Here is a 26,859-nt window from a genome sequence, read left to right as displayed (position 1 = left end):
ATACGCAGGCTGCCGCGCCCTGTCAAACCCCTTTTGTCATTTTATTGCAATGGCGGGAAAAGCCCGGAAATCCGCCGCGCAAGGCCTTAACGGAGGGTAAAAATCCGTCCTGCCCGACGAATCCAGGGGACAAATCGGCGCCCTATCGGCAGCTTCGCCGTCAGCGGAGCGGCTTCCCCAGCGCGCGGAGAGCAAGTCCCCTGGGATTTCTGCACCGTAAGCGCCTTATATGAAACAATATATAAGGGTCATCTTCTATAATGTTGATTCCTATGAATGAATCCCTGATCGATGCTTGACAACATCAAGCCTCCCACACATTGTTAGGCGAAAGCACGGGGGAATTCAGCGCCGGACAGGCTAACCGGCCGATTCCAGGGGGCTTTGAGAAGACGAACTGGCATGCCGCCTGGGCAGCGTATGTTGCGGCGGCGTTCTGACTGGGCAAACGACGGCGGTCCGGCTGGGTAGCGGACAGCCGACTGGGCAAGACAAGGTAGCGGGCTTCTATTATGCGTATGCGGACACTCCTTGCGGCGGGAGCGTTCTTCGGTGTCGTTCTGGGTTCGGCCGGACTGGTATTGAAGACCCCTCAGAATATGGACAAGCTGCTTGGCGGCGACGGTGAGCCGACCTTTGCACTGGCCCCCTTGAGCCTGGGCCATCCGGCCGCGGCCTCGGGCCTGGCCACCCACCGCATCATGCATCCCGGCAGCCGCGAGACGGAATCACCCGACCAGGGCCCCGCCGTGATCAGCGCCACGGAAACCATCGGCGCCGGCGAGACGCTGGCCGGCGTGCTGGCCCGGGCCGGCGTGACCGGCGTCGACGCCGATGCGGCGATGCGCGCCTTCGCCGATGCCTACGACCCGCGCCGCCTGCTGCCCGGCCAGAAAATCGTGGTCCGCTTCCGCGCGCCGGAGGGCGGCCCCGACGGCCCGCGCACGGGTGCCAAGCCCGGCACCTTCCTGGGCTTCGGGTTCGAGCCGGACTTCCGCCACGAGATCGTGGTCAAACGCCATGTGGACGACAGTTTCACCGCCGTCAAGGAAGCCAAGAAGGTCAAGCGCTCCCTGGCCCGCGTCGCCGCCCCCATCACCAGTTCTCTTTATCTGGCGGGAGAGGCCCAAGGCCTGCCGGCCAACGTGCTGGCGGAGCTGATCCGGATTTATTCCTGGGACGTCGATTTTCAGCGCGACATCCGCGAAGGCGATGCCTTCGAGGTCACCTACGAGGAAGTGCGCGACGAGGAAGGCCGCCTGGTCCATGCCGGCACCGTGCATTTCGCGGCCCTGACCCTGTCCGGCGACCGCCGCCCGCTGTACCGCTTCGTCACCGCCGCCGGCGACGTCGACTATTTCGACGACAAGGGCCAGGGGGCGCGCAAGGCGCTGATGCGCACGCCCATCGACGGGGCCCGCCTGTCGTCCGGTTTCGGCAAGCGCCGCCACCCGGTCCTGGGCTATAACAAGATGCATCGGGGCGTCGATTTCGCCGCCCCCCAGGGCACCCCCATCTATGCCGCCGGCGACGGTGTCGTCACCTTCGCCGGGCGCAAGGGCGGCTACGGCAATTACATCAACATCCGCCACAACGGGCGCTACCACACGGCCTATGCCCATATGAAGGGCTTCGCCCGCGGCATGGGCCAGGGCAAGCGGGTACGCCAGGGCGAGGTCATCGGCTATGTCGGCACCACCGGCCGGTCCACGGGCCCGCACCTGCATTACGAGATCCTGGTCGACGGTGGACAGGTCAATCCCTTAAGCGTGCGCATGCCGTCGGGCCGCAAGCTGACGGGCAAGGAACTGGCCCGCTTCCTGGCCGCCAAGGACCAGATGGACTTGCAGTTCGCCCGCCTGGACGATAACCAGAAGACCGACAGACAACGCGACGTGGCGGACGCCCGATAATCCGACCGGGCGCCGCTTCCCAAGGATCAGGCGGAGCCCTCATGGCGGACCCAACCCCTCTCCCCCTCGCCTTCACCGACAGCGGCGCCGGCAAGCCGCTGGTGATCCTGCACGGCCTGTTCGGCTCCAAGCGCAATTGGGGGGCCATCGCCAAGGCCCTTTCCGCCCACCGCCGGGTGCTTTGCCTGGACCTGCGCAATCACGGCGAAAGCCCGTGGGACGCGGCCATGACCTATCCCGCCCTGGCCGCCGACGTGGCGCATTTCATCCACACCCATGGCCTGGGGCCGGCCGACGTGATTGGTCATTCCATGGGCGGCAAGGCGGCCATGACCCTGGCGCTCGCCCATCCCGAACTGGTCGGCAGCCTGACCGTGGTCGACATCGCGCCCGCCCCCTCGCCCGGCACCTTCATCCATTACGTCGAGGCGCTCCGCGCCATGGACCTGAGCCGAATCGCCTCGCGCAAGGACGCGGACGCCGGGCTGACGCCAACGGAGCCGAACCCCGGCATCCGCGCGTTCCTGCTGCAAAATCTGGAAAGCGGGGACGGGGGCTTCAAATGGCGGGTCAACCTGGACGCCCTGAGCGCGGCCATGGAAGATCTGCTGGACTTCGAGCCGCCGCCCCACGGCCACAGCTACCGGGGCCCGGCCCTGTTCCTGGCCGGCGGGGCATCGGACTACATCGGCCCGCACCATCACGCCGAAATCGAACGCCTGTTCCCCGCCGCCCGCGTCGAGGTTCTGCCCGGCGTCGGCCATTGGGCCCATGCGGAAGCGCCCGCGCTGTTCCTGAATCACGTCAAAGGTTTCCTCGGCGCATAACGCCCGGGATGCGGGCAAGGCCGGGATATTCAAGGATTTATTTCCGGTTCAGGTTCGCCAAGGTGGCGCGGGATTACGCCCTCGCTGGCCGGACCTGACACAGCGCCTAGGCGGGGCGGCCGAACAGGCCGGAGGAGAGACTGGCATTGATCGCGATCATGCCGTCCAGATCAGGATGCGACGCCGAGAGTGCCGCCGCCGTGGCGCGGTCCATGAACCGGGCAAGGGACAGCATGTCGTCCCGCATGTCCGCCGGCGCGGGGTGGCCCGGATCCGAGGCCTCGGTCTGCACGATGGTCCAGAGTTTCTGATTATAGCCGAGGGCCCGAACCAGGACGGCCCGGTCATGGGGCTGTTCGGCGGCCTCGCGCAGTAGGGCGGCGGCGCGGGCAAAGGCCTCGGCCTCGGCCGGGCGGCCGGAAATCACCGAATGGTGCGCCCGGCCATAGGCGCGCGAGGCGGCGGTATGTTGCCGGATCATCTGCATCACGGCCTTCCCGAGTTTAGAAGATCGGCGACCAGACTTTCCGTGCGCACGGTGAAGCGCAGGCCGGCGGTCGCGAAACGGTCCTGAAGCTGCAACGCCATCTGGCGCGCCGCGTCCTCGTTCAGGTCGGCGCCGGTCAGTTTGTCCTCGGCCGCCTGCAGAGTGTTGGAAAGATTCTGGGTGAACTGCCCGCGCGTCGTCAGCGCCGCGATGTCCGAGCCGACGCGCTGCCCCGTCGAGCGCACCTGCCGGGTCGCGACGGCAAGGTCGGCCAGGGCCGCATCGATATCCGCATCCGTGGCGAAGCCGTTGTAATCACCGGCGGCCGTGCCGATGCCGAGCGCCTCCGATGAAGACGGCCCACCCTTGACCGTGATCTCGGCGCCGGACAGATCGCCGACCGGCGTCGTCTGGTCGTCCGCCGGATCGTCGATCAGGCTGACCCCGGCGTAGGAGGCATCGCCGGCAAGGCTGCTGAGCTGCGCCCTGATCCGATCGAACTGTTCCACCGCCGTCTGACGCTGTTCCGCCGTGCCGCCCTTGGCGGCCGTGGCGATGCCGCGCAGTTGGCGGGTCAGATCCTCGACCGCATGCAGGCCGCCCGACGCGGCCTCGGCCGACGACAAGGCCTGGCTGATGCCGGACTTGAGGTCGAACAAATCGCCGACCCGGCTGGCCACCGCGCGACCGGCGTAGAAATCCTGGGGATCGTCGGCGACGCGGTTGACCCGCCGCCCCGTGGTCAGGCGGTCGGCGACCTGCAGACGCAAGGCCTCGTTCCGCTGCAATTGCAGCAGATTGGCCCGAACGCCTTTGGTGAGAGTCACGTCAGCCATGTAGCCGATCCTTTCTGAGGATCAGACTAATATCATTCCGGGACCGTTACAGTGATTGAGATCACAGGGGTATGACGGTTAACGCGACTTCCGCGCGATGAATTTCATGCCCGGTTTGAAGGCCGGCAGCTTCTTCACCACCTCAAGCCCCAGGCTTTCCAGCAGACGGCGCATGCTGGCCGGGTTGAAATAGACGCAATGGACCGGCGGGTTGAAGCCGTCCCATCGGTCCAGGTCGCGAGGCCGCCGCCAATGGCTGATGTCGGGCGTCGTCACATAGACCACGCCGCCCGGGTTCAAGAGCCGCACGATCGCCGCCATGAACGGCCGCACGTCGGCGACATGCTCGATGACCTCGGAGGTATAGATCAGGTCGAACCCCTGGTCCGGCTGGAAGTCCTCGACCAGGCCGAGAAAATACTGGTTCTTGGGATAATGCTCTCGGGCATAGGCCAGGGACACGCCGTCGACCTCGAGCCCCCAGGCGTCGAGGCCGGCCTCGCGGGCGGCCTCGACCACGAAGCCGCCGTTGCAGCCGACGTCGAGGAACCGCGCCCCCGGCGGCACCAGTTTCTTGAGCTGGCGAATGCGGCCGCGCGAGCGGCGCATCTTCTTGTCGACCTTGGCGAAGTAGCCCGTGGTCGCGCCGTCGTAGGAATCGTCGTACATGGCCGCGACGTCCGCATTGGACGGCAGGCCATGTACGTAGATCGTATCGCAGACGCCGCAGCGGTAGAGATCGTGACCGCGGGCCGACATTTCGAACGCCTGCTCGGCCCCGTCACAGACGGGACAATGCGGGGCCGATGCAGGTGTCATGTTCATCAGGCCGCTTCCGCCTCCACTGCCTTGCCGTTGATGGTCAGCTTGCCGCCCTCGGCAGAAACCACGATCTTGGAGCCGTCGGCGACGGTCCCTTCCAGGATCATGGACGCCAGGGGATTCTGCAAATCCTTCTGAATCACCCGCTTGAGCGGGCGGGCACCATAGACCGGATCGTAGCCTTTTTCAGCAAGCCAGTCCTTTGCCGCTCCATCAAGCTCCAGCGCGATGTGGCGATCAACCAGCAGCTTGCGCAGGCGCTGTAGCTGAATGTCCACGATTCCGCCCATGTGCTCGGGGAACAGGCGGTGGAACAGGATGATCTCGTCCAGGCGGTTGAGGAATTCCGGACGGAAGGCCTGGCGCACGATCTCCATGACCGGGCCCCGCACTTCGGCCGAATCGTGGCCGTCTTCCTGCCCGGCCAGAATTTCGCCGCCCAGGTTGGAGGTCATGATGATCAGCGTGTTACGGAAATCGACCGTGCGGCCCTGACCGTCGGTCAGGCGGCCGTCGTCCAGCACCTGCAACAGCACGTTGAACACGTCCGGATGGGCCTTTTCGATCTCGTCGAACAGCACGACCTGATAGGGCCGGCGGCGCACGGCTTCGGTCAGGGCGCCGCCCTCGTCATAGCCGACATAGCCTGGAGGGGCACCGATCAGCCGCGAGACCGAATGCTTTTCCATGTATTCGGACATGTCGATGCGGGCCATCGCCGTCTCGTCGTCGAACAGGAATTCGGCCAACGCCTTGGTCAGCTCCGTCTTGCCCACGCCCGTCGGGCCCAGGAACAGGAACGAGCCCATGGGCCGGTTGGCGTCCTGCAAGCCCGCCCGCGACCGGCGCACGGCGTTGGCCACGGCGGTCACCGCCTCCTGCTGGCCGACCACGCGTCGGCCCAGGTTGGCTTCCATCTGCAACAGCTTGTCGCGCTCGCCCTGGAGCATCTTATCGACGGGGATGCCGGTCCAGCGGCTGACGACCTGGGCGATATGCTCTTCCGTTACCGCCTCCTCGACGACGACGGAGCCGTCGGCTTCCTCGGCCTTCTTCAGCTTGTCCTCAAGCCGGGGAATCAGGTCGTACTGCAACTCGCCGGCCTTCTCGTAATCGCCGGCGCGCAGCGCCTGTTGCTGGGCCAGATGGGCCTTTTCCAGTTCTTCCTTCAGCTTGGTGGTATCGGCGAGCGACGCCTTGCCCTTTTCCCACTCGCCCGTCATGGCGGCGGATTTTTCTTCCAGGTCCTGCAACTCGACTTCGAGCTTGCCGAGCCGGTCCTTGGACGCCTTGTCGGTTTCCTTCTTCAAGGCCTCGCGCTCGATCTTCAACTGGATGACCCGGCGGTCGAGTTCGTCCAGTTCCTCGGGCTTGGAATCCACGGCCATGCGCACGCGCGACCCGGCTTCGTCCATCAGGTCGATGGCCTTGTCCGGCAGGAAGCGGTCGGTGATGTAGCGGTTGGAGAGGGTCGCCGCCGCGACCAGGGCGCTGTCGTGGATCTTCACGCCGTGGTGCAGTTCGTACTTTTCCTTGATGCCGCGCAGGATCGAGATCGTGTCCTCGACCGTCGGTTCGCCCACGAACACGGGCTGGAACCGGCGGGCCAGGGCCGCGTCCTTTTCCACATGCTTGCGGTATTCGTCCAGGGTCGTGGCGCCGACGCAGTGCAGTTCACCCCGCGCCAAGGCCGGTTTCAGAAGGTTGGAGGCATCCATGGAGCCCTCGGCCTTGCCGGCGCCGATCAGGGTGTGCATCTCGTCGATGAACAGGATGATCTGCCCGGCCGCCGCCGTGACCTCGGCCAGGACCGCCTTCAGGCGTTCCTCGAACTCGCCGCGGAATTTCGCCCCCGCGACCAGGGCCCCCAGGTCGAGGACCATCAGGCGCTTCTGCTTCAAATTTTCCGGCACGTCGCCGTTGACGATGCGCAGCGCCAAGCCCTCGACGATGGCGGTCTTGCCGACGCCGGGCTCCCCGATCAGCACCGGGTTGTTCTTGGTCCGGCGTGACAGCACCTGGATGGCCCGGCGGATTTCCTCGTCGCGGCCGATCACCGGGTCGAGCTTGCCGTCCATGGCCGCCTGGGTCAGGTCGCGGGCATATTTCTTGAGCGCGTCATAGGCGTCCTCGGCATTGGCCGAATTGGCGGCCCGGCCCTTGCGGAATTCCTTGATCGCCGTGTTCAGGTCCTGCGGCTTGATCCCGGCTTCCTTCAGGATGTCGGCGGCCTTGGTGCCCTGGGCCATGACCATGGCGAGCAGCAGCATCTCGACCGTGACGAAGCTGTCGCCAGCCTTGTCGGCGATCTCCTGCGCCTGGTCGAACAGCTTGGCCGTTTCCGACGCCAGGTAAATCTGCACCGTGTCGCTTTCGACCTTGGTCAGACGCTTCAGTTCGCCCTCGGTCAGGCGGAGTGCGCGCTGGGCGTTGCCGCCCGCGGTTTCGATCAGCGAGGCGGCAAGGCCTTCCTTGTCGTCAAGCAGCACCTTGAGAAGGTGCAGCGGCGTGAACTGCTGGTGGGTTTCACGTATGGCAAGCGACTGCGCGCTTTGAATGAAGCCACGCGCGCGTTCGGTAAATTTTTCAAATTCCATCTGTCCCGTCCTTTGGCGACAGAGCGGTGCGTTCCCGATAATCGGCGAACCGGCCGCCCCTCTCAAGGGTTAGTGCACATCCCATGCAAACAATAGTTGCTTGCGGCGGCAATGTGCAGGGCAATAGACCGTCTATTCCCGCAACTGAAATAGGGTTATGGCGCCACGCATGCAATCGCGGAGCAGATTAATATTTCAAGCGTTGACGGCGGGCGATGAAAGGGCAAGCCTTGCCCTCCCATGAAGGCCGAGATCAAACATATCTACCGTTATCCGGTGAAGGGCCTGACGCCCGAGGCGCTCGACGCCACCGAACTTGCGGTTGACGAATATCTTCCGGGCGACCGGCGCTTCGCCATGGCGCTGGGGTCGACCCCGGTCAGCGGCGGCCACCACCTGGAATGGATGCCCAAACGCAACTTCCTGGCGCTGGTAAAGAACGAAAAGCTGGCGACCCTGGAAACGTCCTTCGACGACGATACGGGTGTATTGACCATCAAGCGCCAGGGCCGTCAGGTCGCGCGCGGCAACATTACCGACCGCATCGGTCGAACGATGATCGAGGATTTCTTCGCCGCCTACATGAAGGACGAGGCCAAAGGCCGCCCGCGCCTGGTCGAGGCCAATCCGGGCGAACGCCTGACCGATCAATCGAAACCGCTGATTTCGGTCATCAATCTGGCGTCGATTCGCGACCTGGAACGGGTCGTCCAGGCGCCGGTCGATCCCTTGCGCTTTCGCGCCAATTTTTACATCGACGGGCTCGACCCCTGGGTCGAGTTCAACTGGCTGGGCAAGTCGGTCGCCATCGGCGGCGCCGAAGCGGCGGTGACCGAACGCATCGACCGCTGTGCGGCCGTCAACGTCAACCCGGCGACGGCCGAACGGGACCTGAACATCGTCAAGTTCCTGCAAGCCGGGTTCGGCCATATCGACATGGGCGTGTTCGTCCGGGTCACGAAAGCCGGGCCGGTCGCCGCCGGAGAGTTCCTCTCGCCTCGTTGATCTTTAAGGCGGCGCGATCAGGGATCACGCTTGAGGAATTCAGGCAGTCAATCAGCGGCGTCTGTAGCCGCGGGCTGTGCGGGTTCCACGTCAGGCTGCGCGTCGGGCTTGGCGGTCATGGGCAGTTCGGCCTGCTGGCTTTCCTGCTGAGGCTCCGGCGCCTTGCGGCGGCGGGTACGGGGTGCGCGGGCGGGTTTCGCCGCCGGCGCGTCCGCATCATCCGAGGATTCGGCTGCGTTGCCTGAACCGTTTCGGCGATTTTCGCGGCCATCTCGGCTATCGCGACCATCCCGATTATCGCGGCTATCGCGGTCGTCATGGCTGTCGCCGTTGTCCGCCTGCGGCCGGTTGGTGTGGATGACCTCTGCGTCGGAATCGTCCTGATCGCCGTCGTTGTCCATGTCGTCGTCGTAATCGCCGCCCATGTTGTCTTCGGGCCCGCCTTCGGCACCGCCAGGAGTCTGACGGGCACCGCCGTCGGGACGGCCCCGGTTCTGGCCGTTGCGGTCGGCGTTACGCTGCTCATCCGTGTTCAGCAGACGGAAATAGTGTTCCGCGAACTGAAAGTAGGATTCAGCCATGATCCGGTCACCGGCGGAGGAAGCATCCCGCGCCAGGAGCAGATACTTATCGAGAACCTGCTGGGCCGAGCCGCGGACTTTGACGCCGGGGCCGTTGCTTTCGAAGGTTTGATTACGAACGTTGCCGTGACGCTTGTTGCCGCCGCGGCCGCGCGACCGTCTGTTGTTGGAGTTCTTGTTCATTTTCCTTGCAACACTGCTGTTAGCGGGCTGCTGGGTACGCTTCCCTTGCTGGCCGGCCAAATTAAGGACCAGCCCCACCCGCCACGGTGACAGACAAACCACGTCTGCCCGCCGCATCGGCTGTTCAAAGAACGACCGCCTCGTTACCCAACGGAGACGCACGTCACTTTGCTCAGGGAAATCCCGGGGGGCCTGTCCGGTGCCGCGACCTGGTTCCGAATTTCATTTGATTTCCGGATGTCGATGACGCGTCACACAGGACGATCCGCCCAAGTGGCCTTACAGCCACCACGGGCACCCTAGACCGGTTCCCCCCCATTTCCAACAATTTTTTACGGGTTCATCCAGGTGGCGGCACGGCGGCGAACGACCGGGGGATTCCCGCCAGATCGGCGCGGGTCCCGCCGGGGATCAGTCCGGCGCGGCAAAAAATTTCGGTGACCGCCGCTTCCTGTCCTTGGCCCAGTTCCACGATGGCGATTCCCCGGGGCGCCAGAAGCCTGGCCGCCTGGGGTGCGATGGCGGCATAGGCGTCAAGCCCCTCAGGCCCCGCGAACAGCGCCCCATGGGGGTCGAACCCCAGAACTTCCGGCGGCAACGTTTCGCGGTCGGCCTCGGCGATATAGGGCGGGTTGGACAGGATCACGTCGAACGGGCCGGCAAGACCGGCCGTCCAATCGCCGGCCTGAAAGCGCGCCCGCCCGCCCAGGCCCAGCCGCCGGGCGTTGTCCGCCGCCACGGCGACGGCGTCCCCGCTGATGTCGATGCCGAGACCCTGGGCCCGCGGCAGTTCCGACAGCACGGCAAGCAACAGGCAGCCCGTGCCGGTGCCGAGATCGAGAATGCGGAGCGCCTCCCCTTCCCGGCCCATGGCGCGAATCCGGGCAAGCGCGTCTTCGACCAGGGTTTCGGTTTCCGGGCGCGGCGTCAGGGTCGCCTCGGTGACCCGGAAGGTCAGGGACCAGAATTCCCGCTCTCCCAGAATCCGCGACACGGGCTCGTGCGCGGCGCGGCGGGCGATCAGGCGCCGGGCCGCATCCTGCTGCTCGGTGCTCAGCTCCGTTTCCGGATGGGTCAGTACGAAGGAAGCGTCCCGGCCCAGGACATGGGCCGTCAGCAGGCGGGCGTCCAGACGGGCCGTGTCGATGCCCGCCGCCGCCAGATCGGCCGCCCCCCGGTCCACGGCATGACCCAGGGTGCCCGGGGCAAAACGGCTTTTTATCGCCGTCACGCGATCTCGGCCAGGCGGCTCGCCTGGTCTTCGCTGATCAAGGCGTCCATCAGGTCGTCCAGGTCACCTTCCATCACCCGGTCCAGCTTGTGCAGGGTCAGGTTGATACGGTGGTCGGTGACGCGGCCCTGTGGGAAATTATAGGTGCGGATGCGCTCCGACCGATCGCCGGACCCGACCTGGCCCTTGCGCTGGGCGGCGCGGGCGTCGTCGCGGATCTGGCGTTCGCGTTCGTACAGCCGCGCGCGCAGCACCTTCATGGCCTTGGCCCGGTTCTTGTGCTGCGATTTCTCGTCCTGCTGGATGACCACAAGGCCGGTCGGCAGGTGGGTGATGCGCACCGCGGAATCGGTGGTGTTGACCGACTGACCGCCCGGCCCGGACGCGCGGAACACGTCGATGCGCAATTCCTTATCTGCGATGTCGATGTCGACTTCCTCGGCCTCGGGCATGACCGCGACGGTCGCCGCCGAGGTATGGATGCGCCCGCCCGATTCCGTAACCGGGATGCGCTGCACCCGATGCACGCCGGATTCGAACTTGAGGCGCGCGAACACGTCCGTGCCCGAGATCGTGGCGATGGCTTCCTTGTAGCCGCCGATGCCCGTTTCATTGACGCTGATGACCTCGAACCGCCAACCGTGGGTTTCCGCATAACGCTGGTACATGCGGAACAGGTCGGCGGCGAACAGCGCCGCCTCGTCGCCGCCGGTGCCCGCGCGCACTTCCAGGATCGCGTTCTTCTCGTCGGCCTCGTCCTTGGGCAGCAGCATCAACTGCACCTGACGCTCCAACTCCGGCAGGGTTTCCTTCAGCTCGTGAAATTCTTCCTCGGCCAGTTCCCGCATGTCGCGGTCGGTCGCCGGGTCGGCCAGCAGGTCGGCCATGCCCTGGGCGTCGGCCTGGGCCTTGCGGTAGGCCTTGACCGCCGCGACCACGGGTCCCAGGTCGGAATATTCCTTGCCCAGCTTGGCGATCTTGTCGCCGCCGGCGCCGCCCTCGGACATCAGGGATTCCAGTTCCTTGTAGCGGGTCAACACCCGGTCCAGGCTCTCGTTCAGGCTCACTTAACCGTTCTCCTTGCCGCCGTCACCCGTGCCGCCGTCGGCATCGGGGGGATCGGGCTGAAACAAATGGGCGATCAGGCGTTCCGCCGACGCCAGGTCCAAATCGGCCTCGGCCGCCGCGCGGCGCAACCGCGTCGACGGCCCGTGCAGCAGACGCGCGACCAACAGATGGGTCGCCTTTTCCGCGTCGCCGCCGGCTTCCAAAAGGGCCTGGGCGCGCTGGTCCTCGAAATAGCGGCGCAGGCCCGCGACCAGCGGTCCCGCGTCCCGTTCCCGGCGGCCGTTGAGGAACGCCCGGACTTCCTCGTCGACGATGCGCCGGGCGGCCTGGGCCTCGGCCCCGCGGCCGACCAGCCCTTCCATGGCGATGCGTTCCAGATCGCCGAAGTCATAGACATAGGCGTCGTCCAGGTCATGGACCGCCGGATCGACATCGCCGGGCACGGCCGTATCGACAACCAGGATGGGCCGCCGCCGCCGCGCCTTGAGCGCCGCCGCCACCAGACTTTTCTCGACGATCCGCCCGCCACCGCCCAAGGCCGCGATGAGGACGTCCGTCTTGGGCACCAGATCGGCCAGATTTTCGAACAGATCGTAATTGCAGTTCAGCACCCGCGCCGTGCGCTTGGCCCGACGTTCGCGGGGGTGGATCACGGTCAGGTTGGTCAAGCCTTCGCCGATCATGTCCTCGGCCACCATCTCGCCCATGTCGCCGGCCCCGACCAGCAGCGCCGACACGCCCCCCAGGTCGCCGTGCAGATCCTGAACCAGCATGGTCGCGACGGCGGCGATGGACACGGGACCTTCGCCGACGCCGGTTTCCGTGCGCACCCGCTTGGCCGCACCATAGGCGGCCTGCAACAAGGCTTCGAGAACGCCGGCAGGCAGGCCCGCCTCCTTGGCTTGGCGATGGGCGGCCTTGACCTGGCCCAGAACCTGCGGCTCGCCGATCACCAGACTGGCCAGCGACGCCGCGATGTTGAACAGATGCAGGATCGCCGCCTCATCGACGGCGATATGAGCCTGGGCCCTGAGATCGGCGAGCGGCACCTGGGTTTCCGCCGCCAGCACGCCCAGCGCCCTGTCCGCCGCCGCCGCCGGATCGGGATCGGCGCCCACCACCTCGACCCGGTCGCAGGTCGACAGCAGCACCGCCTCCGCCACGTCGGCGTCGCGCAGGCGGGCAAGCACGCCGGGCACGGCCTCGTCCTCGATGAACATCTGGTCGCGCAGACCGAGGGAACTGGTCCGATGATTGACCCCGGCCACGAAGGGCCGGGCGGAATGCGCGCGGTCTTCGGGCATGGGGCAGCCTCGCTAGAAGTGAAGCTTCAGGGTTTCAACGATATCGGAGAGTTTGACTTCGGCCTGGGTGCCGGTTTCCATGTTGCGCAGGGTCGCCGCCCCCCGCGCCAGTTCGTCGGACCCCAGGATCAGCACGGCCTTGGCGTTCGCCTTGTCGGCCCGCGCCAGGCGTTTCTTCAGGTTGCCGGAATAGCCCATGTCGACCGTATGGCCCGAGCGGCGCAGGTCGAGGGCGGCCTTCATGGCCGGGGCAACGGCATCGTCGCCCAGCGGGATCACGACGATGGGACGCTCGCCCGCCGGTGGCGTTCCGATCATCATGGCCAAGCGTTCGACCCCGGCGGCCCAGCCGATGCCCGGCGTCGCCCGCCCGCCCATCTGTTCCATCAGGCCGTCATAGCGCCCGCCGGCCAAAACCGTGCCCTGGGCGCCCAGGGTGCCGGTGACGAATTCGAAGGCGGTGTGAGAATAGTAATCGAGGCCACGGACCAGACGGGGCTGCACCTCACAGGCGATGTCCAGGGCGTCGAGCCCGGCCAGCACCTCGTCGAAGAATTTGCGCGAGGCGTCGTTCAGGTGTTCCTGCAACAGCGGCGCCGAGGACATGATCTCCTGGTCCCCCTTGTCCTTGGAATCGAAGATGCGCAGCGGGTTCTTGTCCATGCGCGTGCGGCTGTCCTCGGACAGGTCGTTGCGGTACGTGGCCAGATAGTCCAGCAGCACGCCCCGGTAGGCCTGCCGACTTTCGGGATCGCCCAGGGTGTTAAGTTCCAACCGCACGTCCTTGGCCACACCGAGGTCGTCCAGGATATGAGCGGCCAGGGCGATGACCTCGATATCCGCCTGGGCGCCCGGCACACCCAGGATTTCCACGTCGATCTGGTGGAACTGGCGCAGGCGGCCCTTTTGCGGGCGTTCGTGACGGAACACGGGACCGCGGGCGAAGAACTTCAGCGGCGCTTCCTGGGCCAGGCCGTTCGACATGAAGGCGCGCGCGATGCCCGCCGTGAATTCGGGGCGGAGCGTGATGGAATCGCCGCCCCGGTCGTCGAAGGTATACATTTCCTTCGTCACCACGTCGGACGTTTCGCCCAGCGTGCGCGAGAACACTTCCGTGAACTCGAAGATCGGCGGGGTCATTTCCTGGAACCCGTGTCGCGCGGCCAGGGCCGCCGCCCGGTCACAAATATGGCGGTGCAGGCGGAAATCGTCGGCCAGAATGTCGTGGGTCCCGCGAACGGGTTGCAGGTCTGCCATCGCCGCCGGTCCCGCTATTCCGCCGCGTCGGCGCCGGCGCCGGAGTTGGCGGCGCCGGTCTTGCGCGGGTACTTGCGGGCGACATAGTCATCGACGATTTTCTTGAAGTCCTCGGCGATGGCCGCCCCCCGCAGGGTCGCGACCTTTTCCCCGTCGACGAACACGGGCGCCGTCGGCGCCTCGCCGGTGCCGGGGAGCGATATGCCGATATCCGCATGCTTGCTTTCGCCGGGGCCGTTCACGATGCAGCCCATGACGGCCAGCGACAGGTTTTCCGCCCCGTCGTACTGTTCGCGCCAGGTCGGCATCATGCCGCGCACGTAGCCCTGCACGGTGTCGGCCAATTCCTGGAAGAAGGTCGAGGTCGTGCGCCCGCAGCCGGGGCAGGCCGTGACCAGGGGCGTGAAGGCGCGGAGCCCCATGGTCTGCAACATTTCCTGGGCGACGATGACTTCCTTGGTGCGGTCGCCGCCGGGCGACGGCGTCAGCGACACGCGGATGGTGTCGCCGATGCCTTCCTGCAGCAGCACGGCCATGGCGGCGGTCGAGGCGACGATCCCCTTGGATCCCATGCCGGCCTCGGTCAGGCCCAGATGCAGGGCCCAATCGCCCCGGTTGGCCAGTTCGCGATAGACCTTGATGAGGCTCTGCACCTCGGAGACCTTGCAGCTGAGGACGATGCGGTCACGCGAAAGACCCAGCTCCTCGGCCCTGAGCGCGTTGGAAATCGCCGACTGGACCAGGGCTTCCTGCGTCACTTCCGCGGCCGTCATCGGATCGGCCGACTTTGCGTTCTCGTCCATCAGGCGGACCACCAGGTCCTGGTCGAGAGAGCCCCAGTTGACGCCGATGCGCACGGGCTTGCCGTATTCGATGGCCTTTTCGACCATCTTGGAGAACTGGGTGTCGCGCTTTTCCTTGAAGCCCACGTTACCGGGGTTGATGCGGTACTTGTCCAGAGCCTCGGCGCAGGCCGGGTGGCTGTCCAGCAGCTTGTGGCCGATATAGTGGAAGTCGCCGACGATGGGGGTATCGACACCCCGCGCCAGCAGCTTTTCCTTGATATGCGGGATGGCGGCGGCGGCGCGTTCCGTATCGACGGTGACCCGGACGATTTCCGATCCCGCCTGGGCCAGGGCGTGGACCTGTTCGACCGTACCGTCGATGTCGGCGGTGTCCGTGTTGGTCATGGACTGCACGACGATGGGATTGAGGCCGCCCATGGCGACCTTGCCGATCTGGACGGGGACGCTGACCCGGCGCGCCTTGGGACCAAAGGCGAACGCGCGGTCGGCGGGAAGCGCGGCTTCCTGAGACATGAAAGTGGATCCTTTAAACGCTCAACGGCAACCTACATGGGCCTGGCCGCGGCGGCGCACAAGCGAGAAACCGCGCCTGCCCGGCCCGTGGGCCATGTTTTGCCCGACGCCCGGCCCGCGGTCAACGGTCGTGACGGCCCCGTCCGCCGGAATGGCCTGCCGATTGACGGCGAATCAACGGAAAACGGCGGTGCCGGCCTTAAGGCGTTCGGGGTCGAGCAGCACGTTGCGCACGACCTCGCCGCTGGCGCCGACCGCCGGGGCGCTGTCGCCGTCGACGGTGATGGTCAGGCCGCCGGCATTGCCGGTTTTCATCTTCAGGTCGGGCCGGTCGGGCACGGCGTAGGATTCGCCGGTGCGCAGCAATTTGCCCCAGACCCAGGCATCGGTGCCCTGCTCTCGGACCTCGACCCAGCTGTCGCTGATCGCCGTCAGGACGATGCGGGCGGCGGCCGTTTCGGCCGGCGTGCTGGCGACTTCCGTCGCCGCCGGCGTGGACGTGGTTTCCGGGGCCTCGGCGGCCGGCGCCGAAGGCGCGGGCAGTTCGGCGGTTTCCACGGGCTGGGCAATGGATTCGGGTGGGCGCACGGTTTCCGTTTCCCTCACCGGCGCGGCGGCAGGTGCGGATTCCGGCGCCGGGGACACGGCGGCGGGTTCGCTGGCAGGCGCGGCGGTGACAACGGGTTCGGTCGCCGGGGGTTCGGTCGCCGACGCGGTTTGCGCCAATTCCGGCTGCGTCTGTTCCGTCGGGCTCGCAAGGGCGGGACCCGACGCCGTTTCGACCGTAACGGCCGGCTGATCGGCGATCTGGGCAGCGGAGGTTTGGGCGGCAGTGTCCTCGCCTGTCGGCGCGGTCGGCTCCGTGGCGACTTCGGCCGCTACCGCCGGTTCCGGGGTGGCTTCGGATGCCGGCGCGGAGGATGTTGGCGCGGGCTTATCGGCGGCGACGGCCTGGCTGCGGTCCGGCCCCCCGTTCTCGGCGCCGCCCGGCAGCAGGGCCGCGAGGCGCGCGGGCACGGGTTCGATCCATTGCTTGAAGAAATCGTTGTCGACGGTCGAACTGTACCAGCCGCCGTAGGCGATGACGCCGATCACCACGCCAAGAAACACCACGGCCCCCCGTGGGATGCCCGACTCGGACATCGGCGACGGGAACACCAGATCGGCCTTGGGCGTCTTGCCCGGCTGCAGGGTCTGTTCCCCCTTGAAGCGGCGCACCACTTCGTCCGAGTCCAGGCCCAGGTAATCCGCATAGGTGCGGATGAAGCCGACCGCGTAGGTGGTGCCCGGAAGCTGGTCGAAATTGCCGTCCTCGATGGCCTGCAAGTGACGGCGGCGAATGCGCAGAACCTGGGCGATGACGTCCAGGTCTTCGCCGCAGCGCAGCCGCGAGGCCCGCAACAACCCCCCGACGCCCGTACGGTGATCAGTGGCGGCGCCCCCCGGCGTCGCCCGTGAGATGGGATCGTGGTTCACGCGTAGGTCACCCCTTTGCCCCAACGAACGCCCCTTGGAATCCCGACGCGCGGGCAACCCGAAACCGGCGCCCGGCGGCTGGATGGCCACGGCGATGACACCCCCCCGGGGTCACGCGGCGGCCGAATTAAAAGGCGAATCGTTTCGTCTTTTCCGCAGGCTTAATAATCCCACAAAAAGTCATGTAGATTCAAGAAGAAAACCGATTGCTTTAAACCATTACACCATGATCGGCGGCAAAAGCCCTCAATTTCTCCCGAAGGGAATGGGCCGGCGACTGCGACAACCCGGAAAGATAGCTTTCCAAAGCCCCCACGTCGAGCGAGCGGACCATGGCCTTGACCGGCCCGATCGACGGTGCCGACATGGACAGATTGCGGTATCCCAGGCCGATCAACGTCATGGCCGCCAGCGGATCGCCGGCCATTTCGCCGCACAGGCTGAGTTCCGTGTTGGTTTCCGCGCAGTGCCGCGCGATCTGGCCCAGGAAGTTGACGGCGGCGGGCGCCAGATCGTCGTAACGGGACGCGACCATGGGGTTGCCACGGTCGGCGGCGAACAGGAACTGCAGCATGTCGTTGGAACCGACGGAAATGAAATCGACCCGCTTGGTCAGGGCCGGCATCTGAAAGATCAGGCCCGGCACCTCGAGCATCACCCCGGCCCGCACGGTGGACGGCATCAGCTGGCTGCGCCGGCGCGCGCGGGTCAGTTCGGCATCCAACAGCTTTTTCGCCATGTCGAACTCGGCGACTTCCGTGACCATGGGAAACATCACGCGCAGCGTCTTGCCCGCCGCCGCGCGGATCAGCGAACGCAGTTGATCGCGCATCAGCGCCGGGCGGTCGAGCGATACCCGGATCGCCCGCCAGCCCATGGCGGGGTTTTCCTCGGATTCCTCGGCGTCCCAATAGGGCAGCACCTTGTCGCCGCCCGCATCCAAGGTGCGGAAGGTCACCGGGCGGTCGCCGGCACGTTCGTAAACCGTGGCATAGATTTCCTGCTGGCGGTCGACGGTCGGGGTTTCCGATTCCACCATGAAGGGGATTTCCGTGCGGAACAGGCCAATGCCGATGGCCCCCGTATGGTCCAGGTGCATGAGATCCACGCGCAGCCCGGCATTGAGCAGCAGATTGACCGCGATGCCGTCCTTGGTCACCGACGGCTGATCCTTCAATTCCGCGTACTGGGCGCGCTGTTCGGCGCGCAGCCGCATGCTGTCCTCGAAGGTGATGCGGATGTCCTCGCCGGGGCGCAGGTAGACCTGGCCATGGTCGCCATCGACGATCAGGGGGTCGCCTTCTTCGACCCGGTCGAGAATATTGTCGAGCCGCCCGACCACGGGCAGGTCGAGGGCCCGGGCGACAATGGCGACATGGGCGTTGGGCGAACCTTCGGCCAGGACCAGGCCGCGCAATTTCTGGCTGTCGTAGTCCAGCAGCTGCGCCGGACCCATGTTACGGGCGATCAGGATCGCGTTGTCGGGCATTTCCCGGGGGCCCGGTTCGGCCCCCATCAGGTGCTGGGTCAGGCGATAGCCCAGATCGTCCAGATCGTGCGCCCGTTCGCGCAGGTAGGGATCGTCGATCCCGGCCATGCGGGCGCGCAGGTCGTTCTGCACGCGCTGCACGGCGGCTTCCGCGGACAGGCCGGTAAGAATGGCGTCCTCGATGCGCGACAGCCACCCCGCGTCCTGGGCGATCAGGCGGTAGGTTTCCAGGATGTCGCGATGCTCGCCGCCCTTGGCCATGTCGTCGGAGGCCAGCATGTCGTCGAGAGCACCATGCATGGCCTTGAACGCCTCGTGCAGGCGCTCGCGTTCCGCCGCCGGATCGTCGGCGACGATCCGTTCGATGTACAGGTGCGGACGGTGCAGGACCGCCACGCCGATGCCGATGCCGCCGTTCAGCTTCAGCCCCTCGATGCGCAACGGCTTCAACGCGATGCCGTCGACCGGCAGCAGTTCGTCCGCCGCCACCAGATCCCCACCGGCGACCAGTTCGGCCAGCACCATGGCGACGGTCTGAAGGGTTTCGACCTCCTCGTCCTCGTAGGCGCGGCGCGTGCGGTTCTGCACCACGAGAACGCCGGTGACGCGGCCGCCGCGCAGGATCGGCACGCCCATCAGCGAATGGAACAGCTCTTCGCCGGTTTCCGGGCGGTAGGCGAAGCTGGGGTGCGATTGCGCGTCCTCAAGGGCAAAAGGCAGCGCATGAGCGGCGATTTCACCGACCAGGCCTTCGCCGACACGCAGGCGGGTTTTATGCACGGCATCCTTGCGCAGGCCCTGCGTGGCGAACAGTTCAAGCACGTCGCCGGCGCGGCGCAAGTAGATGGAACAGACTTCGGCGACCATTTCGAGGGCGATCACCTGGACGATCTGATCCAGGCGTTCCTGCGCCGTCGCCGCCGCCGCCATGACGGAGCGGACCCGGCTGAGCATGCGCCGGGGCACGGGCGAGATGTCAGTGCGTCGACGACCGACGACGGGCGTCTTCTTCGGCGCCTGTCCCCCTGCCTTGGCGGCCGGGTTTTGCGGGTTCGACTTGTCGTTCACTGAATAAAGGACCCCTGCCCTGATCTGCACGCGCGGCCTGCCCGGGTCCGTTCCCCCCCGGCGTCGCTATCATATAGGATCAAATTGCCGCGATGGCGACCGCGCTGCCGCCGGAAGTGTTCGCCGCCGGGGCCGCCGCCGTGTCGGCTTGGCCCCGGCCGGGTGCTTTTTTAGGCGGCGTCCAGCCCGTAGGCCGTATGCAGGGCGCGCACCGCCAGTTCGGTATATTCCTCGGCGATCAGCACGCTGACCTTGATTTCCGAGGTCGAGATCACCTGGATGTTGATGCCCTTGTCAGCCAGGGTGCGGAACATGGTCTGGGCGACCCCCGCATGCGATCGCATGCCGACGCCGATAATGGAAATTTTCACCACGCCGTCCTTGGCGATCAGGTCCTCATAGCCGATTTCGTCCTTTTTCGACTGGATGATCGACTTGGTGCGTTCCAGATCGGCCTTGGTCACCGTAAAGGTCATGTCCGTGGCCTTGCCGTCGGCGGACACGTTCTGCACGATCATGTCGACGTTGACGCTGGCCTCCGCGAGCGGGCCGAAGATGCCGGCCGCCACGCCGGGCCGGTCGGCGACGCGGACCAGGGTGATCTTGGCCTCGTCCCGGGAATAGGCGATACCGCTGACGACTTGCTTTTCCACGATTTCTTCCTCGTTCACAACCAGGGTGCCGCGCTCGGCGGAGAAGCTCGACCGGACCTCCGTGCGCACCCCGTGGTTCATGGCCATCTCCACGGCGCGGGTCTGTAGGACCTTCGCGCCCTGGGAGGCCATCTCCAGCATTTCCTCGTAAGTGATCTTGCTCAGCTTGCGGGCCTTGGTGACGATCCGGGGGTCACAGGTATAGACCCCGTCGACGTCCGTGTAGATGTCGCAACGGTGCGCCTTGAGCGCCGCCGCGAGCGCCACCGCCGAGGTGTCCGAGCCGCCGCGGCCCAAGGTGGTGATGCGGCCGTCCGGGGCCACGCCCTGGAACCCGGGGACGACCACGACCTCGCCCAATTCCAGGCGCGCCTGAATTTTGTCCGTGTCGATGCTGCTGATGCGCGCCTTGGCATGGACGTCGTTGGTGTGGATGGGAATTTGCCAGCCCTGCCAGGATCGCGCGGAAACGCCGATATCCTGCAACGCGAGGGCGAGAAGACCCGACGTCACCTGTTCGCCGGAGGCGACGACGGCGTCGTATTCCCGGGCATCGTAGAGTTTGGAAATGTCGTCCACGTATTTGACGAGCTGGTTGGTCACCCCGGCCATGGCCGACACCACCACGGCAATCTGGTGGCCCGCGTCGATCTCGGATTTGACGCGCTGCGCCACCGCCTTGATGCGGTCGACGTCAGCCACCGAAGTGCCGCCGAATTTCTGCACGATCAACGCCATGGAACCGGTGTCTCTCCCGATTGCTGAAAAATGCCCGAAAACCCGAAAGTTCCGTCGGAATTACTTGCCCTTGTCTGCCGGGCGGCGCCTTCTTACTCTTAATCGGCGTTGCGGGCAAGGTGCCCGCGCCGCCAACAACGCAAAGGCCCCTTATGACCGCCCAGACCGCCGCGAAGACATCGCCCCGACCGACCACCGCCGATGACGGCGAGGTTGCCCGCTTTCAGGCCATCGCCGACCAATGGTGGGACGCCAAGGGCAAGTTCCGTCCGCTGCACCGCATCAACCCGGTGCGCATCGCCTATATCCGTGACCGGGTGGCGGCCCATTTCGGCCTGGACGCGGGCAAGTCGGAGCCGCTATCGGGGCTCACGCTGCTCGATATCGGGTGCGGCGGCGGCCTGCTGGCCGAGCCCATGACCCGGCTGGGCGCCAGGGTCACGGGCATCGACGCCGGCGAAAAGAACGTCGCCGTGGCGAAACTGCATGCCGAGCAGATGGGCCTGGACATCGATTACCGCCACGTCCTGCCCGAAGACATGGCCGAAGATGGAGCCGGCCTGGGCCAAACCTACGACGTGGTCCTGAACATGGAGGTCGTCGAACATGTCGCCGACCTGGACGCCTTCCTGGCCGCCTCGGCGGGGCTGGTGCGGCCCGGCGGCTGCATGGTGGTGACGACCCTGAACCGCACGCTCAAGTCCCTGGCCTTGGCCAAGGTCGGGGCCGAATACATCCTGCGCTGGCTACCCGTGGGCACCCATGATTGGCGCAAGTTCGTGCGCCCGTCGGAACTGGCGGAGGGGCTGGCGGCCCATGGCGTGCGCCTCGCCGATCTGGAGGGCATGGTGTTCAACCCGTTCAGCGACACCTGGCGCCTGGATGCGAAAGACCTTGCCGTCAACTATCTGGCGTTCTGCGTGAAGGACCCGGGCTAGACAATTTCCGCGAAACATATCTGTCACATGCCGCCGCTAGGATGCCCTGGCTTGAACGATCAACGGGGACATGGACGAGGCGGGGAATGTCGGAGCTGGCGGCTGTCAAAAGCCTGCGATATCGCTACGTCCTGGGACTGGCGGCGATCGCCTTATTGGTCACGGCGTCGTTCGTCACCATGCATTTCATCATCGACAAGCAATCGGACTACGCACATCTGATCTTCGTCGCCGGAGGCCAGAACGGGCAGGCCAACCGCATCGCCCATTTCGCGGGGCAAATGGCCTTCGCCCAGGACGAATACGAATACGAAATTTCCCGCGCCCAGTTGGGCCGTGCCGCCAACGCCATGCAGCGGGCACACCTGCTGCTGCTGACCGGCGACGCCGACGCCGGCATCCCCCAGGTCATGACCGCGGACCTGGAAACCATCTATTTCGACAACACCGTCGGCCTGGACCTGGCGGTCAACCGTTTCCTCGGCCACGCGCGGGACATCTACGCCATGCGGTTCGGCGATCTTCGGTTCAATACGTCATCCTACGTCTACCTGATCAACTACGGCCCGCATGTGCTGGAACCCATGCTGAATTCCGCGGTCGAAGCCTACGAAGCCTTTTCCCGAAGCGCGATCGGACGGATCAAGCGGTTCGAGACGGGGCTGTGGATTTGCGCGCTCCTGGCCCTACTCGGCGAAGCACTGTTCATCTACCGCCCCCTTGAATCGAAGGTCCGCGCGACGGTTCTGGAACTGGAAACCAAAAACAACGAGCTGCGCCGCACCATCATGGACATCGCCCAGGCCCAGACCGCGATGGAACGCCAGAAGAACCGCGCCGAGCGCGCCAACCGGGCGAAGACCGAGTTCCTGTCCAACATGAGCCACGAACTGCGCACGCCGCTGAACGCCATCATCGGGTTTTCCGGTTCGCTCAAGGAAGGCGTCTACGGGCCGCTTGCCAACGACCGCCAGGAAGATTGCCTGCGCGACATCAATGCCTCCGGCAGCCATCTCCTGTCCCTGATCAACGACATCCTGGATCTGTCGGCGGCCGAGACGCAGCAGTTGCACCTGAGCGAGACCGAGATCGATCTGAACCGGGTGGTCTTCGAAACTTTCCGCATGGTCGACGGCGACGTGGCGCGCAAGGGCATCCACCTGAACGCCGACATCGCGCCCAACCTGCCCGGCCTGATCGCCGACGAACGGCGGATCAAGCAGATCCTGCTGAACCTTTTGTCCAATGCGGTGAAGTTCACCGGCACCGCCGGGCGGGTCACGGTCGAGGCTCTGCCGCTGGACGGCGGCGGATTGCGCCTTGCCGTCGCGGATACGGGCATCGGCATGGACGGGGAGGAACTGGAAACCGCCCTGTCGCGGTTCGGGCAGGTCGGCCATACCATGACCCGCGACCATCAGGGCACGGGCCTCGGCCTGCCGCTCGCCATCGAGCTGGCGAAAATCCATGGCGCGGCCACCGAGGTCGTCAGCGCCAAGGGCAGGGGAACACGCGTGAACGTCGACTTTCCGCCGTCCCGGGTGTCCGCCCAGGCGGCGGCGCAACGCCCTTCGCTGCCGCGCCTGACCGTGGTGTGAACGCCGGGTCTTCTAGACCCAATCCATATTCGCTATCATCCCGCCCGACCCCTTCACGATCCCGCCCGCCCGGGCGCGCATCACCAAGGAACAAGAAACCAATCCGTTCGCGGACGGGGCAACCCGCGCGCGGACGTCCATGGGAGGACATCTGACATGAATTTGGGATACATCGGGCTCGGCATGATGGGCGGCGCGCTGGCGCGGCGGCTGATGCGGGACCACAAGCTGCGCGTGTTCGACCTGAACCGCGCGGCCGTCGACGGCTTCGCCGCCGAGGGCGCCCAGCCGGTCCAGGATCCCGCGTCCCTGGCCCGCGAATGCGACATCATTCTGACCTGCCTGCCGACCTCGACCGAGGTCCGGCAGGCGATCTTCGGCCCCGGCGGCCTGATCGAGGGGCTGACGCCCGGCAAGCTGATCGTCGACCAGACCACGGGCGACCCCAACGAGACCCGCGCCATGGCCGCGGAGCTTGCGGAAAAGGGCATCGGCCTGATCGACGCGCCGGTGTCCGGCGGCCCCCACGGGGCCGAGGCCGGCACCATCGCCATCATGGCCGGCGGCCCCAAGGACCAGTTCGACAAGGTCCGCCCCTATCTGGAAACCATCAGCCCCAACATCTTCCACTGCGGCGACGTCGGCGCCGGGCACACCATGAAGCTGGTCAACAACGTGACAAGTGCGTCGATCCGCATCGCCACCTTCGAGGCGGTGACCATGGGCATGAAGAACGGGCTGAGCCTGGACACTATGATCGAGGTGTTGAGCAAGGGATCTGGGCAGAGCAACGCGTCCAAAATCTCCCTGGTGCGCATCCGCGACCATGCGCCCGGCACCTTCGCCATGGATCTGATGCACAAGGACGTGCGTCTGGCCTGTCAGCTGGGCAACGATTCCGGCGTACCCATGATGGCGTCGAACCTGACGCGCGAGTTCTTTCAGGCGGGCATGCAGATGCTCGGCCCCAAGGCGAGCTGCGACGACATCATCAAGGTTCTGGAGCGCAATGCCGGGGTCTCGTTCACGGACTGACGCAGGCAGCCCGTAAATTCGGGATCAGTTGTCGCGGCGCTGGGGGCGGTTCGGCAGGCGGAAGAATTCGATGCCTTCTTCCTCCAGCTCGGCGGCGTCATCGTCCGACGCCTCGCCGTAGATGCCGCGCTCCTCGGCGTCGCCGTAATGAATGGCGCGGGCTTCGTCGGCGAACTGGTCGCCGACATAGTCGAATTCCTGTTCGACATTGTCGCGCAGCTTGCCGACGGCGGTCAGGATGCGTCGTGCGACCTCGTGCGCCTTGGCTTCGGCGAACTTGTCCGTGTTGGCTGACTTGGCGATGCCCGGCGCCATCATCGCCTTGGTCACATCGACGTCGCCGCAATGGGGGCAGGTCACCTGCTGGCGCTTGACCTGGCGTTCGTAACCGGCGCCGTCACGGAACCAGGCGTCGAATTCGTGGTCCTGGCTGCAAATCAGTCGATAGCGGATCATCGCTCGGACTCTTTCTGTGCCGACGGCGCCGAATTTCCCGTAAAATCAGCAGTTAAGGCAGGTTTCGGGGCCGAACGCGCCTGTTATAGGCGTTTTGAACCTTGAAACATAGTATGAAACGCTTAACAAAATCCGAATCGCCCCGGCCCGGAACTCCTGGAAACACGCCATGTCAGACACCCCCCACCACCTGAAGTTCAAGGTGCCCTCGACCTGGGTGACCCGGTTCGCCCCCCTGGTGCCCCTGAACGATCCCTCCGGCGGCAGGGTGCTTGATCTCGCCGCCGGCGGCGGCCGCCACGCGCGCCATTTCCTGGAGCGGGGCCATCCGGTGATCGTCGCGGACAAGGACGTCTCGGCGCTGGCCGACCTGGCCCGCGACGAACGGGCCGAGGTCGTGGAGATCGACCTGGAGGACGGCAAGCCCTGGCCCTTCCCGCCCGGTGCCTTCGCCGGCATCGTGGTCAGCAACTATCTGTTCCGCTCGCATTTCGACGGCCTGACCGGATCGTTGGCGCCCGGCGGCGTGCTGCTGTACGAAACCTTCGCCCGCGGCAACGAGACCTTCGGGCGGCCGCGCAATCCGGACCATCTGTTGAAATCAGGCGAGTTGCTGGACCTGGTGCGGGGGCGACTGCAAGTCGTCGCCTATGAACACGGGCAGACCGACGAAGCCCCCCCCGGCGTGAAACAGCGGATCTGCGCCGTCAACGACCTGGGACTGTCGGAACGCGACGACGGCGAACCGTCTCCCCATCCCCTGATGCCCTAAATATCTAAGGCGTGTCGGTATCGTCTCCGAACGCCCTTTTCTCGAACAAGCAACTCCTCAGGCTATTCGGCGACAACGTTGCGAAAGTGTCCACTTCGAATAGTCCCTCACGATGCTTTAGCCGAGGCGCCATAGGCTGGATGGATTCGTAACAGTGCTCGACGAAGCCATCGCAGCGGAACTGGCGAGCGTTGTGATTCTTGTAGGTATTTGCGACCGTGCCGTAGCGGCACCTGCCGACGTAGCTGAGCGCCTTCTGAACTATCTGGCGCCGCTCGTTACGGGTCAACGGCTGGCAGGGCGTCACATCGGCCGCATAGGCACCCCAGAAGCCGCCATGGGCCTTGAAATCGCGAACTGTGGATATGACACAATTCTGCCGCCGGTTGATCAGGATTCCGGGAATTAACCCTCGCCCCATCCAGGGCTCCATCTCCACGATACAGTGCGTCCCAAGGTCATCGGCATGGTCGTTGTCGGGGCCAGGGCCAAGATAGATCGCGGAGTGGCCGAACTGCCGACAGCCTTTCAGGCTTAGATCCCGAAACAGGACGTCACCCGGCTTTGCATTGGTGATGCGGTCCGGGTCGATACCCTCGGCGGCATCCAGATAGTCGTCCGCGATGGCCATGAATTTAGCTCCGAATTGTTCCGGTGCCTCCCCGGTTTCGACGCATTCGGCTACGTAGCGGGACATCAGGCTGTCGTTGTCGAAAACCTTTCCGAAAATCTGGAGGAGATGGTGCGGCGCCCCCATATCGAACGTTTCGCGCAGGGCGAAGGCGATGGAAATCAAACTAGCTGCAAACCCGTAGCAGACTTGGCGCAGAGCCTCAGGCTCCAACATGGCAGGAAGCGCATCCAGATGTTTCGGCAACAGTTCCAGCGTGAGGGGATGCTCAACGGCACTGAGGATTTCCGCGCCGAGGCGGCGGCGAGGAATATCGATACTCATGGGCGCGGGCTGAGGAGATAAAATAATCGAGAACACGCCCTGCACGGTCGCCTGGACTTGCTCGCCTCGCTCACCTTCGATCTCTTCTTCGATTTCTAAAACCACGGACGAGACGATGCCGAGGTATTCGTCGAGCGACGACGCGGATAGGGCGCGTCCGATAGCCAGATTTAACGTTTCCAGGTCCATTGGCGCGCCCCTAAAATTGGTTCTGCGTCCATTATATTAGAAAAAACTGTATATAAGTGGAG

The 26,859-nt window shown here is 65.5% G+C and carries 22 protein-coding genes; 7 read left to right on the top strand and 15 right to left on the bottom strand.

Annotated features, from left to right (window positions below; genetic code table 11):
• The first annotated feature begins 599 nt into the window (after positions 1 to 599).
• Positions 600 to 1,913, top strand: coding sequence for a peptidoglycan DD-metalloendopeptidase family protein (locus RJ527_10855; GenBank protein ID WND74545.1), 1,314 nt, complete (start codon positions 600 to 602; stop codon positions 1,911 to 1,913).
• Between the two features lie 41 nt (positions 1,914 to 1,954).
• A complete protein-coding gene (locus RJ527_10850; GenBank protein WND74544.1) occupies positions 1,955 to 2,740 on the top strand; it encodes an alpha/beta fold hydrolase in 786 nt (261 codons plus the stop codon).
• Between the two features lie 106 nt (positions 2,741 to 2,846).
• Here RJ527_10850 and RJ527_10845 read toward each other — a convergent pair whose 3' ends face one another.
• The 4 genes from RJ527_10845 to clpB all read right to left on the bottom strand — a co-directional run bounded on the left by RJ527_10845 (position 2,847) and on the right by clpB (position 7,482).
• The gene (locus tag RJ527_10845; GenBank protein WND74543.1) at positions 2,847 to 3,221 is read right to left on the bottom strand and encodes a flagellar biosynthesis regulator FlaF; all 375 of its coding nucleotides are present in this window, start codon (positions 3,219 to 3,221) and stop codon (positions 2,847 to 2,849) included.
• Positions 3,222 to 3,226: 5 nt separating this feature from the next.
• Positions 3,227 to 4,063 carry a hypothetical protein gene (locus RJ527_10840; protein ID WND74542.1) on the bottom strand — a complete coding sequence of 279 codons (837 nt, stop codon included), beginning with the start codon at positions 4,061 to 4,063 and terminating at the stop codon, positions 3,227 to 3,229.
• A gap of 78 nt (positions 4,064 to 4,141) precedes the next feature.
• Positions 4,142 to 4,888, bottom strand: a complete 747-nt coding sequence (locus RJ527_10835) for a class I SAM-dependent methyltransferase (GenBank protein WND74541.1) — start codon at positions 4,886 to 4,888, stop codon at positions 4,142 to 4,144.
• Positions 4,888 to 7,482: an ATP-dependent chaperone ClpB gene (gene clpB / locus RJ527_10830; protein ID WND74540.1), complete on the bottom strand. Its 2,595-nt coding sequence runs from the start codon at positions 7,480 to 7,482 to the stop codon at positions 4,888 to 4,890. The genes RJ527_10835 and clpB overlap by 1 nt, the downstream gene beginning before the upstream one ends.
• A gap of 240 nt (positions 7,483 to 7,722) precedes the next feature.
• Between clpB and RJ527_10825 the strand changes: the two genes are divergently transcribed.
• The gene (locus RJ527_10825) at positions 7,723 to 8,487 is read left to right on the top strand and encodes an MOSC domain-containing protein (protein WND74539.1); all 765 of its coding nucleotides are present in this window, start codon (positions 7,723 to 7,725) and stop codon (positions 8,485 to 8,487) included.
• 47 nt (positions 8,488 to 8,534) lie between these two features.
• Here RJ527_10825 and RJ527_10820 read toward each other — a convergent pair whose 3' ends face one another.
• The 9 genes from RJ527_10820 to RJ527_10780 all read right to left on the bottom strand — a co-directional run bounded on the left by RJ527_10820 (position 8,535) and on the right by RJ527_10780 (position 20,854).
• Positions 8,535 to 9,368, bottom strand: a complete 834-nt coding sequence (locus RJ527_10820; protein WND74538.1) for a DUF4167 domain-containing protein — start codon at positions 9,366 to 9,368, stop codon at positions 8,535 to 8,537.
• Between the two features lie 223 nt (positions 9,369 to 9,591).
• On the bottom strand, positions 9,592 to 10,482 hold the full coding sequence (gene prmC / locus RJ527_10815; protein ID WND74537.1) for a peptide chain release factor N(5)-glutamine methyltransferase: 891 nt from the start codon (positions 10,480 to 10,482) through the stop codon (positions 9,592 to 9,594).
• Positions 10,479 to 11,549 (bottom strand): peptide chain release factor 1, encoded by a 1,071-nt coding sequence (gene prfA, locus RJ527_10810; protein ID WND74536.1) that lies wholly within the window; start codon positions 11,547 to 11,549, stop codon positions 10,479 to 10,481. The genes prmC and prfA overlap by 4 nt, the downstream gene beginning before the upstream one ends.
• On the bottom strand, positions 11,550 to 12,854 hold the full coding sequence (gene hemA, locus RJ527_10805) for a glutamyl-tRNA reductase (protein ID WND74535.1): 1,305 nt from the start codon (positions 12,852 to 12,854) through the stop codon (positions 11,550 to 11,552). It abuts the gene before it with no gap.
• A 12-nt stretch (positions 12,855 to 12,866) separates the two neighbouring features.
• A complete protein-coding gene (gene hisS / locus RJ527_10800; GenBank protein ID WND74534.1) occupies positions 12,867 to 14,111 on the bottom strand; it encodes a histidine--tRNA ligase in 1,245 nt (414 codons plus the stop codon).
• Between the two features lie 14 nt (positions 14,112 to 14,125).
• Complete coding sequence (gene ispG / locus RJ527_10795; GenBank protein ID WND74533.1) at positions 14,126 to 15,430, bottom strand: flavodoxin-dependent (E)-4-hydroxy-3-methylbut-2-enyl-diphosphate synthase; 1,305 nt, start codon at positions 15,428 to 15,430, stop codon at positions 14,126 to 14,128.
• A 174-nt stretch (positions 15,431 to 15,604) separates the two neighbouring features.
• Positions 15,605 to 16,906 carry a DUF4115 domain-containing protein gene (locus RJ527_10790; GenBank protein WND74532.1) on the bottom strand — a complete coding sequence of 434 codons (1,302 nt, stop codon included), beginning with the start codon at positions 16,904 to 16,906 and terminating at the stop codon, positions 15,605 to 15,607.
• Positions 16,907 to 17,117: 211 nt separating this feature from the next.
• On the bottom strand, positions 17,118 to 19,463 hold the full coding sequence (gene ptsP, locus RJ527_10785) for a phosphoenolpyruvate--protein phosphotransferase (GenBank protein ID WND74531.1): 2,346 nt from the start codon (positions 19,461 to 19,463) through the stop codon (positions 17,118 to 17,120).
• 170 nt (positions 19,464 to 19,633) lie between these two features.
• Positions 19,634 to 20,854: an aspartate kinase gene (locus tag RJ527_10780; GenBank protein WND74530.1), complete on the bottom strand. Its 1,221-nt coding sequence runs from the start codon at positions 20,852 to 20,854 to the stop codon at positions 19,634 to 19,636.
• Positions 20,855 to 21,006: 152 nt separating this feature from the next.
• Here RJ527_10780 and ubiG point away from each other — a divergent pair, with 152 nt between their 5' ends.
• From ubiG to RJ527_10765, 3 genes are all read left to right on the top strand, one after another.
• Positions 21,007 to 21,792, top strand: coding sequence for a bifunctional 2-polyprenyl-6-hydroxyphenol methylase/3-demethylubiquinol 3-O-methyltransferase UbiG (gene ubiG / locus RJ527_10775; protein WND74529.1), 786 nt, complete (start codon positions 21,007 to 21,009; stop codon positions 21,790 to 21,792).
• A gap of 86 nt (positions 21,793 to 21,878) precedes the next feature.
• On the top strand, positions 21,879 to 23,390 hold the full coding sequence (locus tag RJ527_10770) for a HAMP domain-containing sensor histidine kinase (GenBank protein ID WND74528.1): 1,512 nt from the start codon (positions 21,879 to 21,881) through the stop codon (positions 23,388 to 23,390).
• Positions 23,391 to 23,546: 156 nt separating this feature from the next.
• Positions 23,547 to 24,425: an NAD(P)-dependent oxidoreductase gene (locus RJ527_10765; protein WND74527.1), complete on the top strand. Its 879-nt coding sequence runs from the start codon at positions 23,547 to 23,549 to the stop codon at positions 24,423 to 24,425.
• Positions 24,426 to 24,449: 24 nt separating this feature from the next.
• Here the strand turns inward: RJ527_10765 and RJ527_10760 are convergent, their stop codons facing one another.
• Positions 24,450 to 24,881: a DUF1178 family protein gene (locus RJ527_10760; protein ID WND74526.1), complete on the bottom strand. Its 432-nt coding sequence runs from the start codon at positions 24,879 to 24,881 to the stop codon at positions 24,450 to 24,452.
• 169 nt (positions 24,882 to 25,050) lie between these two features.
• Here RJ527_10760 and RJ527_10755 point away from each other — a divergent pair, with 169 nt between their 5' ends.
• Positions 25,051 to 25,653, top strand: a complete 603-nt coding sequence (locus RJ527_10755) for an SAM-dependent methyltransferase (protein ID WND74525.1) — start codon at positions 25,051 to 25,053, stop codon at positions 25,651 to 25,653.
• A gap of 4 nt (positions 25,654 to 25,657) precedes the next feature.
• Here RJ527_10755 and RJ527_10750 read toward each other — a convergent pair whose 3' ends face one another.
• Positions 25,658 to 26,797: a hypothetical protein gene (locus tag RJ527_10750; protein ID WND74524.1), complete on the bottom strand. Its 1,140-nt coding sequence runs from the start codon at positions 26,795 to 26,797 to the stop codon at positions 25,658 to 25,660.
• Positions 26,798 to 26,859 lie beyond the last annotated feature (62 nt).

This window comes from Thalassospiraceae bacterium LMO-SO8, from assembly GCA_031655335.1.
Lineage (GTDB): Bacteria > Pseudomonadota > Alphaproteobacteria > Rhodospirillales > Casp-alpha2 > UBA1479.
Note: the sequence above shows the minus strand (reverse complement) of the source record. Positions and strands in the feature narration are given on the sequence as shown.

What these genes read in the sequence shown, in the direction of transcription:
- RJ527_10855 (WND74545.1), top strand. Translation starts at nt 600, where the DNA reads ATGGACAAGCTGCTTGGCGGCGACGGTGAGCCGACCTTTGCACTGGCC.
- RJ527_10850 (WND74544.1), top strand. Translation starts at nt 1,955, where the DNA reads ATGGCGGACCCAACCCCTCTCCCCCTCGCCTTCACCGACAGCGGCGCC.
- RJ527_10845 (WND74543.1), bottom strand. Translation starts at nt 3,221, where the DNA reads ATGATCCGGCAACATACCGCCGCCTCGCGCGCCTATGGCCGGGCGCAC.
- RJ527_10840 (WND74542.1), bottom strand. Translation starts at nt 4,063, where the DNA reads ATGGCTGACGTGACTCTCACCAAAGGCGTTCGGGCCAATCTGCTGCAA.
- RJ527_10835 (WND74541.1), bottom strand. Translation starts at nt 4,888, where the DNA reads ATGAACATGACACCTGCATCGGCCCCGCATTGTCCCGTCTGTGACGGG.
- clpB (WND74540.1), bottom strand. Translation starts at nt 7,482, where the DNA reads ATGGAATTTGAAAAATTTACCGAACGCGCGCGTGGCTTCATTCAAAGC.
- RJ527_10825 (WND74539.1), top strand. Translation starts at nt 7,723, where the DNA reads ATGAAGGCCGAGATCAAACATATCTACCGTTATCCGGTGAAGGGCCTG.
- RJ527_10820 (WND74538.1), bottom strand. Translation starts at nt 9,368, where the DNA reads ATGCGGCGGGCAGACGTGGTTTGTCTGTCACCGTGGCGGGTGGGGCTG.
- hemA (WND74535.1), bottom strand. Translation starts at nt 12,854, where the DNA reads ATGCCCGAAGACCGCGCGCATTCCGCCCGGCCCTTCGTGGCCGGGGTC.
- hisS (WND74534.1), bottom strand. Translation starts at nt 14,111, where the DNA reads ATGGCAGACCTGCAACCCGTTCGCGGGACCCACGACATTCTGGCCGAC.
- ispG (WND74533.1), bottom strand. Translation starts at nt 15,430, where the DNA reads ATGTCTCAGGAAGCCGCGCTTCCCGCCGACCGCGCGTTCGCCTTTGGT.
- RJ527_10780 (WND74530.1), bottom strand. Translation starts at nt 20,854, where the DNA reads ATGGCGTTGATCGTGCAGAAATTCGGCGGCACTTCGGTGGCTGACGTC.
- ubiG (WND74529.1), top strand. Translation starts at nt 21,007, where the DNA reads ATGACCGCCCAGACCGCCGCGAAGACATCGCCCCGACCGACCACCGCC.
- RJ527_10770 (WND74528.1), top strand. Translation starts at nt 21,879, where the DNA reads ATGTCGGAGCTGGCGGCTGTCAAAAGCCTGCGATATCGCTACGTCCTG.
- RJ527_10765 (WND74527.1), top strand. Translation starts at nt 23,547, where the DNA reads ATGAATTTGGGATACATCGGGCTCGGCATGATGGGCGGCGCGCTGGCG.
- RJ527_10760 (WND74526.1), bottom strand. Translation starts at nt 24,881, where the DNA reads ATGATCCGCTATCGACTGATTTGCAGCCAGGACCACGAATTCGACGCC.
- RJ527_10755 (WND74525.1), top strand. Translation starts at nt 25,051, where the DNA reads ATGTCAGACACCCCCCACCACCTGAAGTTCAAGGTGCCCTCGACCTGG.
- RJ527_10750 (WND74524.1), bottom strand. Translation starts at nt 26,797, where the DNA reads ATGGACCTGGAAACGTTAAATCTGGCTATCGGACGCGCCCTATCCGCG.